This is a genomic window from Candidatus Methylopumilus planktonicus (assembly GCF_000981505.1).
GTDB lineage: Bacteria > Pseudomonadota > Gammaproteobacteria > Burkholderiales > Methylophilaceae > Methylopumilus > Methylopumilus planktonicus.
In genome coordinates, this window is sequence record NZ_LN827929.1 from 830,003 (window position 1) to 849,349 (window position 19,347).

Here is a 19,347-nt window from a genome sequence, read left to right on the forward strand (position 1 = left end):
GAGGATTCCAAATATAGTTATAAGTAAAGATTCAAACGTTTCATCGTTTCATCATGCCCTAAGATTTCCATCACAGCATCAATACTCGGCGATTGTCCGATGCCTGTTAAAAGGACTCGAAGTGGCATCGCAAGTTTTGGAAATTTAATCGCATGTAAAGTCACCACGTCATTCATCACATTATGAATGGCTTCTTTCGTCCAATCAATCTTAATTAAAGCAGCTTGAAAGGATTTGATAAGGTCTAATGCTTCAGCATTAATATGCTTTTCAAAATCTTGCTGATTCGGTTTTTGATATTCAAAAATATAAGCAATATCACCAGCAAGACTTGTTAAATGATTTGCACGTTCGCGATGAATATCAATCGCCTTTAGTAAAAGGTTGGAATCGATCGGCGAATGCATTACTTCTTTTAAATAAGGTTCTATTGCCAAAGCTATGCGGTCAAGTGGCAGAGTTTTGATGTAATGGCTATTAAGCCAATCTAATTTTTCTGTATTAAATTGTGCAGATGAGGAAGTGATATGGTCTAGATCGAACCATTGACAAAAATCAGCCATACTAAAAATTTCATCATCGCCATGACTCCATCCAAGACGAGCTAAATAATTCAAAATCGCCTCAGGCAGATAACCTTGATCGAAATACTGCATCACACTCACAGCCCCATGTCTTTTGGATAGCTTTTGACCATCAGCACCCAATATCATGGATAAATGTGCATATGCTGGAATGGTTGCATTCAAAGCTTTTAAGAGATTAATTTGGCGTGGTGTATTGTTAATATGATCATCACCTCGAATGACATGCGTGACTTTCATTTCCCAATCATCAATGACTACGCAAAAATTATAAGTAGGTGTGCCATCTCCTCTTGCAATGACAAGATCATCGAGTTCCTCATTAGCAATCGTGATCTCACCTTTGACTAAATCATGCCATGTGACAACACCTGATGACGGATTTTTAAAGCGCACGACCGGTTGAATATTCTGAGGAATTGGAGGTAAGCTTTTTCCAGATTCAGGCCGCCACTTCCCATCATACTTTGGCTTTAAGCCAGCTTTCATTTGTGATTCACGTAAAATTTCTAATTCTTCTTTGGATGAATAACAAAGGTAGGCTTTATCTTCCTTAATCAATTGATCAATGTATGTTTTATAAGTTGCCATACGTTTTGTTTGGTAAATAGGACCTTCATCGTAATTAAGATGAAGCCATGTCATACCATCCATAATGGCTTTCACTGCTTCAGGGGTAGATCTTTCTAAATCAGTATCTTCAATACGTAAGATAAATTGACCTTGATGTCTTTTGGCATAAGCCCACGAGAATAATGCGGTTCTGGCGCCTCCAATATGAAGGTAGCCTGTGGGGCTAGGAGCAAAACGTGTGACAACGGTCATAGGGATTTCTTCTTAAACATTAGGGCCTGCAAATAAATCATGTTGATCATAAGATTCAATTTTAACATCGACAAAATCACCTGGCTTCAAAAGCTTGCCATCACGTAAGAAAACTTTGCCATCAATATCAGGTGCGTCTGCCATCGATCTCGCAATCGCATAATCACCATCATGACTATCAACTAAAACAGTGAATGTTTGGCCCACTTTAGCCTGAAGTTTTTTATGGCTGATGCGTGCTTGCGTTTCCATAAATTTTTGTAATCGTTCTTCTTTTATTTCTTCAGGGACATGTCCATCTAAAAGATTTGCACTCGCACCATCGACAGGCGAATATTTAAAACAACCCACGCGATCTAATTGGGCTTGTTCCAGAAAATCTAATAGCGATTCAAATTCAGATTCCGTCTCTCCTGGAAAGCCTACAATAAAAGTACTACGTATCGTGATATCGGGACACACTTCTCTCCATTTATTGATACGCAAAAGATTATTTTCCGAACTTGCGGGTCGCTTCATGAGCTTTAAAATGCGAGGACTTGCATGTTGAAAAGGCACATCCAGATAAGACAAAATCGAACCTTCGGACATCAAAGGAATGATGTCATCGACATGAGGATAAGGATATACATAATGCATTCTGATCCACACACCTAAAGATCCTAGGGCTTCGGCTAAATCATACAGTTTAGTTTTAATGGGACGGCCATTCCAAAAACCACTTCGATATTTGATATCCACACCATAAGCACTTGTATCTTGTGAAATCACTAAAATTTCTGATACACCGCTATTAACTAACGTTTCAGCTTCCTTCATCACATCATCAATGGATCGACTTACGAGATCTCCACGCATCGATGGAATAATACAAAATGAACATCGATGATTGCAGCCCTCTGAAATTTTTAAATAGGCATAGTGTTTAGGTGTTAAACGGATGCCTTGAGGTGGCACTAGATCACTAAAAGGATCGTGCGGTTTTTCTAAATGAGTATGCACAGCCGACATCACTTCATTTAATGCATGAGGTCCTGTGATGGCGAGTAAATTTGGATATTCTTTTTCAATGATGCTTTTTTTAGCACCCAAACAACCCGTGACTATGACTTTGCCATTTTTTTTAACGGCTTCCCCTATGGCATCCATTGATTCTTTAACGGCTGAATCAATAAAACCACAAGTATTCACTACGACTAGATCAGCATCTTGATAGGACTTTGAGATGTCATAACCTTCTGCACGTAATTGCGTTAATATTCTTTCGGAATCTGAACCGGCTTTAGGGCAACCTAACGATACAAAACCTACTTTAGGAATATGTGACGCCATTAGCCTTCTACAATCAGTTGTGTAAGAGCCACAGATGCCACACCTAATACAATGAGTGTGACTTGAAATACAGTGGAAAGTAATTCCGTTTTTTTATGAAGACCTGGAATCAAGTCAGCGATTGATACATAAATCATACTAGACGCTGCGAGCGCTAGAATAAAAGGCACCCAATCCATCATAGACTCCAAAATAAAATAAGCTAAGAGTCCACCTAAAACGGTCGAAAAACTTGCAAGAAGATTAAAAATAAAAGCTTCCTTTTTCTTATAGCCTGAATTAAGGAGAATCAAAAAATTACCTACTTCTTGGGGGATCTCATGCGCAATGATCGCTAACGCTGTCACAATACCTAAGCTGGTACTTACCATAAACGCTGAGCCAATTAAGATACCATCGACAAAATTATGAAATAAGTCACCCACCATAATCATGCTACCGCTTCGTCCTGCATCATGGGTATGTTGATGATCTTTAGAAGTATGACTTTCTTGATGCATATCATGCACTTCACAATGATCGCCATGACAGTGACGCCATAATAATAATTTTTCAAGCACAAAAAATAAAAGTATGCCGAATAAGACGACAAAGGTTGTAGCTTCTATATTATTTGTAAGTTTAAAAGCATGCGGCAATATTTCTAAGAAAACTGCGCCCAACATCGCACCTACTGCGTAACTTACTAAATGCGAAACAAGGTGCGTTCTCGTATTCATGGTCACAAGCGCTGCAGCCGTGACACTTAATAAACCACCAATAAAGCAAGAAAATAGAATCCAAAGAAGTGTGTGCATGGAGTTAAATTATGGTGACAGAATTAAGTATTATAACGAAACTTGAAATGATTGGATGTCTTTATGAGTCAATCCAAATAAGGGAAGCCATCCTACCAGTGATGCCATCACGTCTAAATGAGAAGTAATCGACTTCATTTGCAAAAGTGCAGTAATTGTCCGATACACTGCCCCCATAAATTTGGCTGATACCACATACATGAAGTCTTATTTTGGCAAGCGCATAAATATCTGCTAACCATTTTTGATCTGAGATTAAATGAAAAGCTTTTTCAGCCTCGCTATGTTTTTCGCAAAAACTATTTTTTACATCAAAGCCTACTTCAAAATGCTGTCGGCTGATTGCAGGCCCTAACCATACAAGTAATTCATTGGGTGAGACATTCATCTTCTTAATGGTATTTTCAATCACGCCATTTAAAAGGCCACGCCACCCTGCATGAATAGAAGCCACTATCGTCCCCTTAATATTTGTCACTAATAAAGGTAAACAATCCGCTGTTTGAACAACACATACCGTATTTTTTTCTGTCGTATAAGAGGCATCTCCATTTAACGTGGGTGATGGTAACTTTAAAACATCAACACTATGCGTTTGATTGAGCCAATATGGTGAAGTGGGTAGATATTGATTGAGTAGATCACGATTTGAATGAACAGTATTTGTTTCATCATTCACATGTGTGGCTAAATTAAAACTATTGTATTTACCTTCGCTTTTTCCGCCAGTTCGTAAGGTTTGCATGGATTTAATATGCGGAGGTACTGGCCAATAGGGAATAAAAAAATTACTCATCATCCTCCAGCATGTCGTCATCGATATCATCACTTACCTCATCAAGATAATCATCAAAACTTAAATCTTCTAGAGGTTCTGTTATACCTAATTGCTCAGCTCGAATGATTTCAAGTAAAGCCTTCATATCATCTGGTAAATCAATCGACCATTCCATCGCTTCACCACTTAATGGATGAATCAGTCCTAAGCGAATGGCATGAAGTGCTTGACGATTAAAACTTAAGACATGCTGACGTAATTCATCACTCATGGATTTAATCGGCATGATACTTTTTAAGCCATAGACAGGGTCACCCACTATAGGTGCTTTTAAATATTGCATATGCACACGAATTTGATGTGTACGACCTGTTTCAAGATTGCATCTTAAGTAAGTGTGAACGCCAAATCGTTCTAAAATTTCATAATGCGTAACGGCTGGCCTACCGGATAAATGAATAGCCATACGAGTGCGAATGGATGGATGCCTCCCAATAGGCTGATCCACTTTGCCATTTTTCCAAAGCTGCCCCCACACGATCGCTCGATATTCTCTTTTTACTGTTCTTGCTTGAAGTTGTTGCACTAAATGTGTTTGCGCATTTAAAGTTTTAGCAACCACTAAAAGCCCACTGGTTTCCTTATCTAATCGATGAACAATCCCACAGCGGGGGATGTGTGCGATGTCTGGCATATGATGCAGAAGTGCATTCAGTAGCGTGCCAGACCAATTACCTATCGCAGGGTGAACGACCATGCCGGCGGGTTTATTGATCACAAGCAATGTCTCATCTTCAAAAATAATATGAAGCGGAATTGCTTCAGGTAAAAATGCATTGTTTTCTGGGTTTGATTGAACGACTACTTTAATTTCATCACCTGCATAAACTTTATGTTTCACCGACACATAAGATTGATTCACCAGCACGAATTCATCCTTAATCCATTCTTGCAATTTGGAGCGTGAAAATTCAGGCAAAAGTTGCTGCAAAGCCACATCCACCCTTAAGCCGGCGTGACTATCTGGGACGATCAATAATCTTTCATCATCATTCATAATGCTATAATTCTTCGTATATTTTTATAGTTAAAGGTTAGTATGCGTATTGGTATAGTCGTTATTATGATGCTTTTTCTTGCATCTTGTGCCATTTTTGGCCCACCTACTGAGCTTGACGATACCAAAGGCTTATCAGCTGAACGCATTTATGAAAAAGCATCAGAAAGAATGGCCTCTAAAGATTATAAAAAATCTGTCGAGTATTTAAAAAAATTAGAGTCGCGCTATCCTAATAGCAAATACGGCGCTCAAGCAAAACTTGACATGGCTTATGCCTACTACAAGCAACAAGATGCTGCTCAGTGCGTCTCAACGATTGAGCGTTTTATTAAAATACACCCCAATCATCCGAATCTCGATTATGCCTATTACTTAAAAGGGGTGGCTTACTTTAAGGAAAGAGGCATAGTCGAAAAAGCGACTTTCCAGGATGTCAGTGATCGTGATCCTAAAGTTTTAAGGCAGTCGTTTCTTGCCTTTAAAGACTTGCTGACACTTTACCCCAACACGCGTTATGGCAAAGATGCCACGGAACGTATGATTTATTTAAAAAATAAATTGGCGGATCATGAACTTCATATAGCCCGTCATTATATGAAAGTGAAAGCGTATGTCGCGGCATTAAACCGTGCTAAATATGTCATTGAAAGCTATCCTGATTCTAGTTTCGTGGAGGAGGCGCTTGTGATTATGATCAGCGCTTATGACAATTTAGGTATGGATGATTTGAAAGAAGATAACTTAAGAATTCTAAAACAAAATTATCCTAATAGCCTCATGTTTTCTAAAGGTAAGGATACCAAAAAACAAGATTGGTGGAAATTCTGGGATAAAGACTAGCGTTTCTTAGCTTCTAGTTTATTTTTATCTGTGAGTTTTTTACGCAGTGCATTCTTGCGACGACGCATCGACACAACCCCCTCTTTAGGCTTCCTTTTTTCTTCATCCAGGTAAGGATTTTCCCCTTGCTTAAATTGCACCCTTAACGGTGTACCAATGATTTGAAATGCTTGTCTAAATGCGCTCTCTAAAAAACGCATATAGCTATCCTTAATGGCATTGACATGATTCCCATGAATGACAATCACAGGTGGATTGGACCCGCCTTGATGTGCATAACGTAATTTTGGACGAATGCCTTTTGAGATAGGTGGCTGATGCTGTTGTAATGTATCTATAAGGGCACGTGTTAATTTAGGTGTAGACATTTTAATAAATGCACCACGATAAGCCTCGTCGACTGATTTTAAAATTTCAGTGAGTCCTTTTTTCTTTAAGGCTGATACGTATTGAAATTCAGCAAATTTTAAAAATTGTAATTTACGTTGTATATCTTGTTTCACAATGTCTCTTTCATCTTCTTTTAATCGATCCCATTTATTAATAGCGACCACAAGTGCACGACCTGCTTCCAAGATATAAGCGCCCACGTGTGCATCTTGTTCAGTGATACCCTCTTCCGCATCTACGACTAGAATCGCGACATTCGCCTCTTCAATAGCTTGTAATGTTTTAATGACAGAAAATTTTTCTATCGCTTCAAAGACCCTGCCTTTCTTTCGAATGCCAGCTGTATCAATAAGTATGTAATTTTTATCATTGCGTTCAATTTCAATTTCAATAGAATCGCGCGTTGTACCGGGTTCATCAAAAGCAATCACACGATCTTCACCTAAAAATGCATTGACTAATGTAGATTTGCCGACATTAGGGCGGCCTACAATCGCAATCTTTGGAATTTTTTGGCGTACCTCATTAACTTCAATATCTTCTTTTTTAAAAGGCTCTAATGCTATCTGAATCATATCTCGCACACCTTCACCATGTGCTGACGAAATACCTGAGGGATCGCCTAAGCCTAGTTCAAAAAATTCAGCTGTCGCAATACCTCTTTGCATGCCTTCTGTTTTATTCACAAGAAGATAAATATTACGATTCATTTTACGTAATAGTTCAGCAATGACGCGATCATGAGGAGTCACACCTTGACGTCCATCCACAATAAAAAAAACAATATCGGCTTCATCAATGGCAAGCAGTGTTTGTTTTGCCATTTCCTTTTGAATGCCTTTTTCGATTAAGGGCTCGAAGCCACCCGTATCGATCACAATGTATGGCATATCACCTCCTAAGCCTCGTCCATAATGGCGATCGCGCGTTAGGCCTGGAAGATCTGCCACTAACGCATCACGAGATTTAGTTAAACGATTAAATAAAGTGGATTTGCCGACGTTAGGTCGGCCCACAAGCGCTATGGTGGGTAACATGATTATTGAATAGCGATGGCGTAGAGTCCGCCGTTACGTGTTTGCGCTAAGAACTTACCTGTTTCAAATTCAACCATACGTCGCATCACAGGCAAAGAATCATCGTCTAATTGAATGCGACCTAAAAAAGCACCGGTTTCTTTATCTAAGAAATGAACATAGCCTTCCAAGTCCCCTACAGCCACGTAATCGCCCATACCTAGGGGAGTCGTGAGTTTTCGGTTTAAGAGATCACCTTGACGCCAGTAGGTTTTACCAGATTCAATCGCTAGAGAGTAAAGAGCACCTCCGGTATGTGCTACATAAATTCTCGCACCCTCTATGTTAAGGCCTGTATAACTTGAGATATCACGACTCCATAGCGTTCGTGCATTCACGCGATCGACTGCTGAAATTTTACCTTGATAAGCGACTGTATAGATCGTTAGTCCATCAATGACGGGTACACTTGTGATATCAGATGCACGTTCAATTTCTGTCACACCTTTGGGTTGTGCCACATTAATTTCCCAAATCAACGAGCCATTGTCTTCACGAATAGCCGCTAATTTACCCCCCGGAAATCCTGCATAGATGACACCGTCACTTGCCACAACCCCTACACTTGATCTTAAACTCAAAGGTGGGCCTACTCTTGAGAAAGTCCATTTTTTTAGACCATCTTTAACATTGACGCCATGAATAAGATTGTCTGATGTTCTCACAATCACAAGACCTTCATGGATAGTGGGAGTGCTTAAAATTTGACTCGATAGTCTTGTCTTCCAAAGCAATTTGGCATTTAAATCATAAGCTACTAGTACACCTGTGGATGTGCCCACTGTAATTTCATTGACCCCAACACCCACGCCACCTGATAACTTTTCACCGGTTTTAATGTTCCAGATAGATTTACCGCTTTTTAAATCAAATTTAGCTAAACTTCCATCGGATGATGCAGCGTATGCTTCTTCTCCAATAATGCCAGGATAGAATTCAAATGATTCAGTGCCTTCTAATTTTGCAGACCAAAGTATTTTAGGGTTAAGTTTAGCTTTGAATTCTTTAAGGCTTGCAGGAGGGTCAATGGGGTCTTGACCTACAATGCTCTGTGAAACTTGATCCGTAAAATCTTTTACAGGACCACAAGCTAAAAGCGCAATAGATAAAAATACGAGAAGAAGATAACGAAATAAAATCAAACCTTACACCCCAAGTGATTCTAATTTTTCTTGTGTGAATCTGGCATAAGGATCTTTAGGTCCAAATCGTTTCAATGCTTCTTGATAGGCTTTTTTAGCCTCTTCTTTTTTACCCATCGCATTTAAAATATCACCCTTTAGATCATTCGATAGACCAAGATAACCCTCATTATCGACATTATTTGCTTTCTTTAAAGCCTCTTCATATTTTTTTTCTTCGACTAATATTTGACCTAATTGAATGAGGGCAATCGACTCTGTGGCTGATCCTTTTGCGTGGCTCGATGCCCATTCCAATTTTTCTTTGGCTTTATCTTTTAAGCCTTCAAGATAACTTGCTTTTGCAAATAAAATCGCAGCACGACCTGCGTATGGTGTTCCACCAAAATCATCAATTAGATTTTGAGACTTTTGCATAATCTCTTTGGTATTTTTTTCATCCAACACCACAATGCTTTGATAAAGTTCAGAAGCGGCTAATGATTGCTTGGTTTGGTAATAACCCCATCCTTGATAAAGCCCATATAAAACAAAAAATGCAATGACACCACGCGTGATGTAGTTGCCATATTTTTTCCAAAGCGCTTTAAGTTCGTCTACCTGTTCTTGTTCTTCTAAATCGAGTGCCATAGCTTTTTATTTCCTTTAAAAAAAATTAACTGACTTTAAATTTAAAATGATTACCTGGAATTGCATTTAAGAGTTCACGCGTGTAATTCGCATTTGGTTTTTCATAAATGCCTTTGATAGAACCTTGTTCTACAATTTTCCCTTGATGCATCACCGCAATGTTATCTGCCATATGTCGGACCACTCTTAAATCATGACTAATGAATAGATAACTCAAACCTAATTCTTTTTGTAAGTCTTTAAGTAATAATAAAATCTGTGCTTGAATCGATACATCAAGGGCCGAAACAGGCTCATCACAAATTACGAGCTCGGGTTCTACAATTAAAGCTCTTGCAATACCAATTCTTTGTCTTTGCCCACCTGAAAATTGATGCGGGTATTTATTCAAATCAGACACTTCCAACCCTACTTTTTTAATCATGTCGCGCATCTTTTTATCGCGCACAATTTTATGACCCAAATCATGAATTAATAAGCCTTCTTCTAAAATTTCACTAATCTTCATGCGAGGATTGAGTGAAGCATAAGGGTCTTGAAATACCATTTGTATATGGCGTTTAAGATATTTTTTATCCTTTACATCTAAAGAGTTGAGGTTTTTACCTTTAAAGAAAAGCTCTCCTTCATCAAGCGACAGCAATTGTAACAGACAACGCGCCAAGGTTGACTTACCACTGCCTGATTCACCTACAATCGCTAGCGTTTCTCCTTTTTTAATCGATACACTGACATTATTGAGTGCCTTGATGACTCTTTGTTTTTTTACAAAAAAGCCAGACGTTTGCGTATAGGTTTTATAAAGACCCTTAGCCTCTAACAACACTTCATTTTTAACAATTTTTGCCATGATTAAAATCTATCTCTTAAATGAATGTGCGATGTTGAATAGGTTTTAATTTCTTTATCCCTTTGGCATCTGGCACACATTGCAGCAAAGCTTTTGTATAAGCATGTTTTGGTTTTTTTAACACGTCCTTGACACTTCCTTTTTCAACCATGTGGCCTTGATACATGACAATGACATCATCTGCAATTTCTTCTACTACACCAAAATCGTGCGTTATAAAAAGCATGGCCATGTGTCTTTTTTCTTTTAAGTTTCGAAGAAGTTTTAAAATTTGTGCTTGCACTGTGACATCCAAAGCGGTCGTCGGTTCATCTGCGATTAAAATTAAGGGTTCACACGCAATACTCATCGCGATCATAATGCGTTGCCTTTGTCCACCTGACAGCTCATCGGGATAACTTGAAATACGATCTGCTGCGATGCCCACCTCTTTAAAAAGAGATAGCACTTTTTTATTTAAACTATTGTTATCTAAATTTAAATGCACACTGAGTGCTTCTTTAATTTGATCTCCAACGGTTAAGACCGGATTTAATGATGTCATGGGTTCTTGAAAAATCATCGCCATCGATTTACCGCGAAAAGATCGCATCTCCACATTAGATAATTGAGATATATTTTTTCCTTCAAAATAGATATCGCCAGTTTGTTTGAGTTGCGTGGACAAAAGTTTCATGATGGAGAGTGCCGTTAAACTTTTACCGCTACCTGATTCGCCCACAATGCAAGTGGTGCGACCTGGATATAAATCAAATGAAACATCATCCACTAAAATTTTACGTGGTTCATTTGTGGGAGACACTTTTAAATGTTTGACTTCAAGTATTTTTTTCATGATGTTTGTTTCAACAAGAATTGCGCTAATTCAACTAATGAAATTTTAGATTGTACGTTTTCAACTCTTAAGGATTTGACTTGGGCTACACCCTCTTTCATTTCATCATCACCTAAGATGACTGCATATGCAGCACCGCTTTTATCAGCGCGTTTCATTTGTGATTTAAAGCTACTGCCGCCTGAATTTAATACCACTTTTAATCCGTGACTTCGAAGCGTTTCAGAAAGCTTAAGTGCATACTTTTCAGCAGTCTCACCTAGATTCACCACATAAATATTGGGTTCGTTTTGGAGAACAACACCCATCTCTTCTAAAAGTAAGATGATGCGTTCTAGCCCAATACCAAAACCTGAGGCAGGTGTTTTATCCCCACCTAATCGCTCAATCAAATAATCGTATCTGCCACCCCCTGCAATAGTGCCTTGGCTGCCCAAGCGGTTCGTCACCCACTCATAGACAGTGCGATTGTAGTAATCAAGACCTCTGACTAAGCGATGGTGTAATTTAAAAGAAATCCCTGCTTCTTCTAAATAGCCACACACTGCGTCAAAGTGCGCTTTGGCCTCACTATTTAAGTACTCGGATAATTTAGGTGCCCCTTCAATCATGGTTTGCATGGCAGGATTTTTACTATCCAAAATCCGCAATGGGTTTTGGTGGAGTCGACGTTTCGAGTCTTCATCTAAAGTGTCTTGATGAGTTTCAAAATAACGAATGAGTTCAGTGCGATAGGTCAATCGATCTTCAGGGTCACCTATGGAATTGATATGAAGTTCAACGTCTTTAATATCGAGCGCTTTCCAGAGTCTTGCCAATAATAAGATTTGTTCAGCATCGATATTGGCATCACTAAATCCAAAGGCCTCAACACCCACCTGATTAAATTGGCGTTGACGGCCCTTTTGTACGTTCTCGTGTCTGAACATCGGACCTTGATACCACAAACGAATGGGGCCATTGTAGGTGAGGTTATGTTCAATGACCGCTCTCACACATCCGGCTGTGCCCTCAGGGCGGAGTGTGAGTTGATCCTCATTTAAAGGGTCAATCCAGGAATACATTTCTTTTTCAACAATATCAGTATGAGTTCCCACACTATCGACAAATAATGAAGTCGGTTCAACGATGGGTAAATTGATTTTTTCGTAAGCATAAAGATTTAATACTTCACGAATTTTGTCCTCAACAAAATACCAAAGTGGCGTCTTATCGGGTAAGACATCATAAAAACCTTTAATGCTTTGTAATTTTTTAGGCATAGCTGTTATTTTAACTTTGAATAGTGCGATTCTACATAGCTCATGACAATGGCTTTAAATTCTTTTGCAATATTGTCACCCTTTAAAGTGACCGTCTTTTCACCATCTACAAATACAGGGGCTACTGGAATTTCACCTGTACCAGGAAGACTAATACCAATATTGGCGAGCTTCGATTCTCCAGGGCCATTGACGACACATCCCATTACAGCGACTGACATATCTTCAACACCTGGAAATTGATCTTTCCATTGTGGCATCGAATCACGTAAAAAAGTTTGAATCTCGAGTGCTAACTCTTGAAAATAAGTCGACGTCGTTCGGCCGCATCCAGGACATGCAGTCACTAAAGGTGTGAAAGAGCGAATCCCCATGGTTTGTAAAATTTCTTGCGCGACCACGACTTCATTTGTTCTGGGTTCATTGGATATGGGTGTTAAAGATACGCGAATGGTGTCGCCGATACCTTGTTGTAAAAGAATAGCTAAAGCAGCGGTGGAGGCTACAATGCCTTTCGAACCCATTCCAGCTTCGGTTAAACCAAGGTGGAGTGGGTATGAAGTTCTTTTCGCAAGCTCATGATAAATAAGGATTAAATCTTGAACAACACTCACTTTACAAGAGATCACAATTTTATTTTTTGGTAACCCCCAAGAGACGGCTTGCTCTGCACTTTCTAAAGCGGATTGAATTAAAGCTTCCCGCATGAGCGCATCGCTAGACAATGGATTCTTTAATTTCGCATTCTCATCCATCATCATCGCTAATTTAGCTTGATCTAAACTTCCCCAATTGACCCCAATGCGTACCGGTTTATCATAGGTTTTAGCAATACTGATCATCGCTTCAAACTGTTCATCACGACGACTGCCCTTACCTACATTGCCAGGATTAATACGGTATTTGGCGAGGAGTTTTGCGCACTCAGGGTAGGCTTGTAATAATTTGTGCCCATTAAAATGAAAATCGCCTACGATCGGCACATGACAATTTCTTTGTTTTAGCTCTTCGACAATCTTTGGAATGGCGTCTGCAGAAGCTTCATTATTCACTGTGACTCTGACAATTTCAGAACCGGCTTTCCATAAATCAAAAACCTGTTCTACGGTTTTTTGAATATCTGCCGTATCGGTATTAGTCATGGATTGAACCACAATAGGCGAGCCCCCGCCGACGGGAACTGACCCCACCATCACTTGATAAGTCGGTTTTTTAATTAAGATTTCATTCATTTTTATACAATTAAATCAATAGTTTATTAAGTTAAATTCATTCTTTTTAGAGATCTTGTGGTCTTATCTTTCACCTGCCCTGCGAGCTGCCCACAAGCGGCATCAATATCGTCCCCTCTAGTTTTTCTGACCGTCACAATATAATCTTGATTCATAAGGACTTCTTTAAATTTACGAATTTGCTCGTAAGATGAACACTTATATCCGCTATTGGGGAATGGATTAAATGGGATTAAATTAAATTTACATGGCACATCTTTGACGATTTGAAGTAAAGCTTTGGCATCTTCTATCGAATCATTAATACCATCTAACATGACATATTCGAACGTCACAAAATCTCTGGGTGCTTTTTCTAAATAACGCTGACACCCTGCCATAAGTTCTTTTATAGGAAATTTTTTATTAATAGGTACAATTTCGTCCCTTAATTTATCATTCGATGCATGAAGCGATACGGCCAACGCCACAGGACAATCTTCTTTTAAGCGATCCATGGCGTTGACTAGCCCACTGGTAGAGAGTGTGACACGGCGGCGGCTTAAACCATAAGCCCTATCGTCTAACATGAGTTTCATGGCACTCACCACATTATCATAATTAGCTAAAGGTTCCCCCATACCCATCATGACCACATTACTAATAATGCGTTCTGAGTTCGCTAATGCGTTATAACCGTCTTGTTGGCGAACATAAAAATTAGCTAACCATAGTTGCCCAATAATTTCAGCAGTCGTTAAATTGCGATTAAACCCTTGTCGACCTGTGGAACAGAATGTACATTCAAGCGCGCATCCGACTTGAGACGAAATACATAAAGTACCTCGATCATCTTCGGGAATAAAAACGGTTTCGATACCATTATTGCCACCCACATCGAATAGCCATTTACGTGTCCCATCATCCGACATCGCGTCACTCATAACGGATGGAAATTCAATGGTGGTTTTGTCTTTTAATACATCACAAAATACTTTAGAAATATCAGTCATCTCATTGAAATCAATGAGACTTTCTTGATAAATCCAATGCATCAACTGCTTGGCTCGATAAGGCTTTTCACCGAACGTTTCAATATATGAAACGAGGTGCTCGTAGTCTAAATCGAGCAAGTTAGTCATTTAAAAATTAACCGAAGAAGTATTTGATTTCGATTTTTGCGTTATCTAACGAATCAGATCCGTGCACAGCATTCGCATCAATACTTTCCGCAAAGTCAGCACGAATGGTTCCGGGCGCTGCTTCTTTAGGATTAGTAGCACCCATTAAATCACGGTGTTTTAAAACAGCATTCTCCCCTTCTAAAGCTTGGATCATGACAGGGCCAGAAATCATAAAACCTACTAAATCTTTAAAGAAAGGGCGATCTTTGTGCACAGCATAAAAGCCTTCTGCTTCAGCTTGAGATAAATGTGTCATTTTAGCTTTAATAATTTTTAAGCCTGCATTCTCAAAACGTGAATAGATTTGACCAATCACATTTTTTTTAACTGCATCAGGTTTAATAATCGATAAGGTTTGTTCAATTGCCATTTGTAATGTACTCCGTAAGATTTAACATCGTTGAAAAGACTGTTAAAATAACATTTTTAGAGGTTTTAATAAAGAACAAAGCTCATGCAACGCACCTATTTAACAACTGCGATGTACTATTTTGTAAGCCTTCCTCACTTTAAAACGTTAAGAGAGCCACTTCTCAATTTCTGCATATCTAAAAACATCAAAGGCACCCTTCTTTTAGCTGATGAGGGTATCAACGGCACCGTCGCCGGCTCTGAAAAATCAACCATCGAATTGCTCGACTATTTAAAAACAGATCCACTTTTTGAAGGTCACTTCAAAAACTTAAGCCATAAAGAATCTTGGTCGGATAAACATCCCTTCTATCGCATGAAGGTGAAGCTTAAAAAAGAAATTGTGACTTTAGGGGTTCCGGGTGTATCACCTACTAAAGTGGTGGGGAAATATGTCAAGCCTCAAGATTGGAATAAGATTATTTCAGATCCGGAAGTAGTATTGATTGATACACGCAATGATTATGAATATGCGATTGGGTCTTTTAGAAATGCGATTAATCCAAAAACCAATTCCTTCCGAGAATTTCCTGAATACGTGAGAACACATTTTGATCTTAAGAAATATAAGAAGGTCGCTATGTTTTGTACTGGCGGCATTCGTTGTGAAAAAGCCTCCTCCTTCATGATGAGTGAAGGTTTTGATGAAGTGTATCACTTAGAAGGTGGCATTCTAAAATACTTAGAAGAAGTGAAGCCTGATGAGAGTTTATGGCAAGGCGAATGCTTTGTATTTGATCAACGTGTCGCTATTAAACATGGACTTGAAGTGGGCGATTACGATCAATGCTATGCCTGTCGTTATCCGCTATCTCATGACGATATGAAGAGTGATAAATACACGCCTGGTATCTCCTGCCCTCATTGCTTTAATACACACACCCCAGAAAAGTTAAAGAGCCTAACTGAGCGTCAACGACAAGTAATTTTAGCTAAAAAGCGCGGAGAAGAGCATATAGGTAAAAAACTTGTTTAATTACCTAACCACCTTCTCGTTTCAGGCCCCCCCTTAAATTGAGACTAATACTATGAAAATGTATGTCCAACAATTGTTTCAAGAAAAACCTTTAAAAATACTTGAATTACTTTTTTTAAGTCTTTTTATACTCGCCCTTCCAAGTCTAGAAGCCCCAAAAAATATTTTCTTAGCAGGCTTTATTTTGATAGCTCTATGGAATCAATTTCAAATAAATAAAAAACCATCATGGTCAGCTTGGGATTGGATTTTTTTATTATTCATAACATCCTCTCTCTTGAGTGCTATTTTTTCTGGCATTCATAATGGGGATGAATGGGATGGTTTTAGAACGATTTTATTTATAATTTCATTTGGCTGGGTGATGTCTAGAGCAAACTATCAAAAAAATCAGATTCTTTCATTATTTTTAATGAGTATATGCTCAGCATTTTTAGCCTTAATTTTTGCTTGGTATGAATTGAATATAAGCCATGCAAGAAGACTTTTAGAGCTTCATTCAGTTGGCCATGTCAATCATTCAGCAATTTATCTCACGACTATTATAGGTGCATCCACTGGGATGTTTTTATCCTTAAAGTCTTACAATCTCAAGCATTTTAAATGCACAGCACTTTTTATTATTACAATGCTATTCTTAATAGCAATAGCTATTCAAGCTAGCAGGATTGCCGCTGCAGTTTCTTTTTTAACTATAGCAATTCTTATTACAACACTTCTAAATACCAACAAAATAAAAATATATGCTTTTTTATCTCTCATAACCTTCGTTTGTTTTTTATTTTTAATTAACAGCAATATAGTCAAAAGAACTATGACTACATTCAGAGACGATATGAAAAACGAATACTCAAAAAACTATACGCTGCCTCAGAAATTGCTGGGGGAAAGAACGCGAGTATGGAGGGTTGCTCTTGAGGCATCTCAATTTAATCCACTATTAGGTATTGGTAATAAAAATTGGAGCAAACTCACACCTCAAATGATACAAAATCATGTGGAGGCTAAAGGAAAAATCTTTAATAGCGAAGATTATTTTTTATCAAAACACAGTCATAGCCTTTATCTAACTGCATGGGTTGAAAGAGGATTATTGGGACTTTCTGCAGTCCTAATAATGATGATTTTTTGGCTAAGGGAGCTTATTAGTGATTATAAACGTATTAAAAAATCGAGAGAATTAATCTATTTATGGTCAGGCGCTCTATCTGCTTGGATGTCGATTTTTTTAAATGGAATTTTTAATACATCATTTCAGCATGAAAATGCACTGCTTGCTCTTTTCTTTTTAAGTCTTTACCTCATAGCTAAAAAAAATTAGAGCTTGTATCCAGCAACCACAGCATCATTAAAAAACATCTTTACAGTATCTAGAGAGTACTCATTTAAATCATAGTCGATCATATCGAGTTTTTTAAGAATATCTTGTGTCACTGTAATAATATGACAGCCAATTTGATCCGCTTGAAATATATTTAAAAGTTCTCTTGGACTGGCCCAGATAAGTTCAGTTAGAGGTAATGTTTTTAAAATACTTAAAGATTTCATCATTAAGGGGATAGGGTCTACACCAGTATCAGCAATTCTTCCGGCAAAGATAGAAACATAACTTGGCACCTTGGGATTTAAAACTTTAGAAATCTCTTCAACTTGGTTTAATGTCATTAAAGCCGTGATATTTAATTTAACTTTCTCTTCAGATAGTTTTTTTACTGAGGAGTATGAAGGTATCCTTTTTGTATTCATGATAGGTATTTTCACATAAACATTGCTTCCCCAGCTTGCGATTTCAAGAGCCTGTCTCTCCATGTCATCAAAATCATCGGAGAAAACTTCAAATGAAATTGGTTTGTCTTTTATTTCAGACAATATATCAAGACAAAAAGCTTTGTAATCCTTTATTCCTGCTTTATTCATAAGTGTCGGATTTGTAGTAAGTCCTTTAATAAAAGGCTTGCTATACATTTCAAGCATCTTACTTTTATCTGCTCCATCGGCAAATATTTTCACATTTAAATTGTTAATTTTTTCCATATTAAATATCGCCTAATATAAATTCAGCAGCCTCAAGAAGATCTGAAGCTTTATAACCATAGGTTACGGGTTGCTTTTCTTTGTAACTGTAGTCAATGAAAATTGTTTTACATCCTGCAGATATACCAGCTTCAATATCCCTCCAGCGGTCACCAATCATGTAGCTATTTTTTAAATCAATATTATATTTTTCAGCTGCTTTTAATATGTTACCAGGATTGGGCTTTCTGCATTCGCAATGATCTGAGTCGTCATGGTAGCAGGACTTTATTTCATCAATTGGAAAGTTAGACTTTAGGAAGCTATGAATTAACTCAACTTTATCCTTGGAAATATCTCCTCGTGCCACATCTGGTTGATTAGTTACAACAATTAAATAATATCCGACGTCATGAAGAAGATTAAGAGCTTTTTCCACTCCATCAATAATTTTAAAATCATCTAATGACAATGGAGGGTAAGGCTTGCCATCAATAATTCTTGGGTGATTAATTACACCGTCACGATCAAGAAAAATTGCCTTATTCATCTATTTCTTTGACGATTCCCATTTTGTCTGATTTACCTTTAGCTTAGGATGCGAAACGATAAGGTGCCATACTACCGCCTGAAAAGCCTCAGTATGTGGCGTGATATTTTCTGGATTAACAGTAGGTATAATGACGCATGCATCTGCGACTTGTGCTGTATATCCACCATCTCTTCCAACTACGCCAGTAATTTTAGAGCCAACCTCTTTGGCGTACTGAAGAGCCAAAACAAGATTTGGGCTTATATTTTTTTCTAAACTACCTCCCCCAACCGAAAAGATAAAAATTAGATCCTTAGAATTAAGCTTACTTATCTTAAGCCATGACTCAAAAACAGTAGGCCAGCCCTCATCATTTGTGCGAGCAGTCAGCTCTGAAACATTGTCGGTTGGGGCATAAGACTCAATTTCAACAATTTTACGAAAATCATTTACAGCATGAGAGCAATTGCCAGCGCTACCCCCTACCCCAAGAAAAAAAATTCTTCCACCTGTTGCTTTAACCGTCTGCAAAAGATTAACAACTTTTTCTATCGAGTCAGTGTCAATCTGATTAATTATTTCTATGGCTTCTTTCAAATGAGATTCAGCGTAATTCATA

20 protein-coding genes are annotated in these 19,347 nt (G+C 38.2%); 3 read left to right on the forward strand and 17 right to left on the reverse strand.

Annotation, left to right across the window (positions count from 1 at the left end; translation table 11 throughout):
• Positions 1–17: 17 nt before the first annotated feature.
• From gltX to rluD, 5 genes are all read right to left on the reverse strand, one after another.
• Positions 18–1,409 carry a glutamate--tRNA ligase gene (gene gltX / locus BN1208_RS04435; protein WP_046488259.1) on the reverse strand — a complete coding sequence of 464 codons (1,392 nt, stop codon included), beginning with the start codon at positions 1,407–1,409 and terminating at the stop codon, positions 18–20.
• Positions 1,410–1,421: 12 nt separating this feature from the next.
• Positions 1,422–2,741 carry a 30S ribosomal protein S12 methylthiotransferase RimO gene (rimO, locus tag BN1208_RS04440; protein ID WP_046488260.1) on the reverse strand — a complete coding sequence of 440 codons (1,320 nt, stop codon included), beginning with the start codon at positions 2,739–2,741 and terminating at the stop codon, positions 1,422–1,424.
• Positions 2,741–3,538, reverse strand: coding sequence for a ZIP family metal transporter (locus tag BN1208_RS04445; protein ID WP_046488261.1), 798 nt, complete (start codon positions 3,536–3,538; stop codon positions 2,741–2,743). Before BN1208_RS04445 ends, rimO begins: the two co-directional genes overlap by 1 nt.
• 61 nt (positions 3,539–3,599) lie before the next feature.
• Positions 3,600–4,334, reverse strand: coding sequence for a peptidoglycan editing factor PgeF (pgeF, locus tag BN1208_RS04450; protein ID WP_046489293.1), 735 nt, complete (start codon positions 4,332–4,334; stop codon positions 3,600–3,602).
• Complete coding sequence (rluD, locus tag BN1208_RS04455; protein ID WP_046488263.1) at positions 4,327–5,373, reverse strand: 23S rRNA pseudouridine(1911/1915/1917) synthase RluD; 1,047 nt, start codon at positions 5,371–5,373, stop codon at positions 4,327–4,329. Before rluD ends, pgeF begins: the two co-directional genes overlap by 8 nt.
• Positions 5,374–5,415: 42 nt before the next feature.
• Here rluD and BN1208_RS04460 point away from each other — a divergent pair, with 42 nt between their 5' ends.
• Complete coding sequence (locus tag BN1208_RS04460; RefSeq protein ID WP_046488265.1) at positions 5,416–6,216, forward strand: outer membrane protein assembly factor BamD; 801 nt, start codon at positions 5,416–5,418, stop codon at positions 6,214–6,216.
• Here BN1208_RS04460 and der read toward each other — a convergent pair.
• Genes der through ndk form a run of 9 tightly spaced genes read right to left on the reverse strand, consistent with a single transcriptional unit; the run spans position 6,213 to position 15,166 of the window.
• Positions 6,213–7,643: a ribosome biogenesis GTPase Der gene (gene der / locus BN1208_RS04465; protein ID WP_046488267.1), complete on the reverse strand. Its 1,431-nt coding sequence runs from the start codon at positions 7,641–7,643 to the stop codon at positions 6,213–6,215. The two genes, BN1208_RS04460 and der, sit on opposite strands and share 4 nt — an antisense overlap.
• 2 nt (positions 7,644–7,645) lie before the next feature.
• Complete coding sequence (gene bamB / locus BN1208_RS04470) at positions 7,646–8,824, reverse strand: outer membrane protein assembly factor BamB (RefSeq protein WP_046488269.1); 1,179 nt, start codon at positions 8,822–8,824, stop codon at positions 7,646–7,648.
• 3 nt (positions 8,825–8,827) lie between these two features.
• On the reverse strand, positions 8,828–9,454 hold the full coding sequence (locus BN1208_RS04475) for a YfgM family protein (RefSeq protein WP_046488271.1): 627 nt from the start codon (positions 9,452–9,454) through the stop codon (positions 8,828–8,830).
• A gap of 25 nt (positions 9,455–9,479) precedes the next feature.
• Positions 9,480–10,304, reverse strand: a complete 825-nt coding sequence (locus tag BN1208_RS04480) for an ATP-binding cassette domain-containing protein (RefSeq protein ID WP_052734637.1) — start codon at positions 10,302–10,304, stop codon at positions 9,480–9,482.
• A 16-nt stretch (positions 10,305–10,320) separates the two neighbouring features.
• Entirely contained in the window at positions 10,321–11,139 is an 819-nt protein-coding gene (locus tag BN1208_RS04485) for an ABC transporter ATP-binding protein (RefSeq protein WP_052734638.1), read from the reverse strand.
• Complete coding sequence (gene hisS, locus BN1208_RS04490; RefSeq protein WP_046488273.1) at positions 11,136–12,401, reverse strand: histidine--tRNA ligase; 1,266 nt, start codon at positions 12,399–12,401, stop codon at positions 11,136–11,138. The genes BN1208_RS04485 and hisS overlap by 4 nt, the downstream gene beginning before the upstream one ends.
• A gap of 5 nt (positions 12,402–12,406) precedes the next feature.
• On the reverse strand, positions 12,407–13,633 hold the full coding sequence (gene ispG / locus BN1208_RS04495; protein WP_082092838.1) for a flavodoxin-dependent (E)-4-hydroxy-3-methylbut-2-enyl-diphosphate synthase: 1,227 nt from the start codon (positions 13,631–13,633) through the stop codon (positions 12,407–12,409).
• A 26-nt stretch (positions 13,634–13,659) separates the two neighbouring features.
• Positions 13,660–14,754 carry a dual-specificity RNA methyltransferase RlmN gene (gene rlmN / locus BN1208_RS04500; protein WP_046488274.1) on the reverse strand — a complete coding sequence of 365 codons (1,095 nt, stop codon included), beginning with the start codon at positions 14,752–14,754 and terminating at the stop codon, positions 13,660–13,662.
• Positions 14,755–14,761: 7 nt separating this feature from the next.
• Entirely contained in the window at positions 14,762–15,166 is a 405-nt protein-coding gene (gene ndk, locus BN1208_RS04505; RefSeq protein ID WP_046488276.1) for a nucleoside-diphosphate kinase, read from the reverse strand.
• Positions 15,167–15,250: 84 nt separating this feature from the next.
• Here ndk and trhO point away from each other — a divergent pair, with 84 nt between their 5' ends.
• Complete coding sequence (gene trhO / locus BN1208_RS04510) at positions 15,251–16,183, forward strand: oxygen-dependent tRNA uridine(34) hydroxylase TrhO (protein WP_046488278.1); 933 nt, start codon at positions 15,251–15,253, stop codon at positions 16,181–16,183.
• Positions 16,184–16,235: 52 nt separating this feature from the next.
• Positions 16,236–17,504 carry an O-antigen ligase family protein gene (locus BN1208_RS04515; protein WP_046488280.1) on the forward strand — a complete coding sequence of 423 codons (1,269 nt, stop codon included), beginning with the start codon at positions 16,236–16,238 and terminating at the stop codon, positions 17,502–17,504.
• On the opposite strand, the gene BN1208_RS04520 is transcribed toward BN1208_RS04515, so the two are convergent.
• From BN1208_RS04520 to BN1208_RS04530, 3 genes are read right to left on the reverse strand one after another with little or no spacing between them, the layout of a single operon-like run.
• Positions 17,501–18,217: a transaldolase gene (locus BN1208_RS04520; RefSeq protein ID WP_046488282.1), complete on the reverse strand. Its 717-nt coding sequence runs from the start codon at positions 18,215–18,217 to the stop codon at positions 17,501–17,503. The genes BN1208_RS04515 and BN1208_RS04520 overlap by 4 nt on opposite strands.
• A 1-nt stretch (position 18,218) precedes the next feature.
• Complete coding sequence (locus BN1208_RS04525; protein ID WP_046488284.1) at positions 18,219–18,746, reverse strand: D-glycero-alpha-D-manno-heptose-1,7-bisphosphate 7-phosphatase; 528 nt, start codon at positions 18,744–18,746, stop codon at positions 18,219–18,221.
• Positions 18,747–19,346 carry an SIS domain-containing protein gene (locus BN1208_RS04530; RefSeq protein WP_046488285.1) on the reverse strand — a complete coding sequence of 200 codons (600 nt, stop codon included), beginning with the start codon at positions 19,344–19,346 and terminating at the stop codon, positions 18,747–18,749. It abuts the gene before it with no gap.
• Position 19,347: the final 1 nt, after the last annotated feature.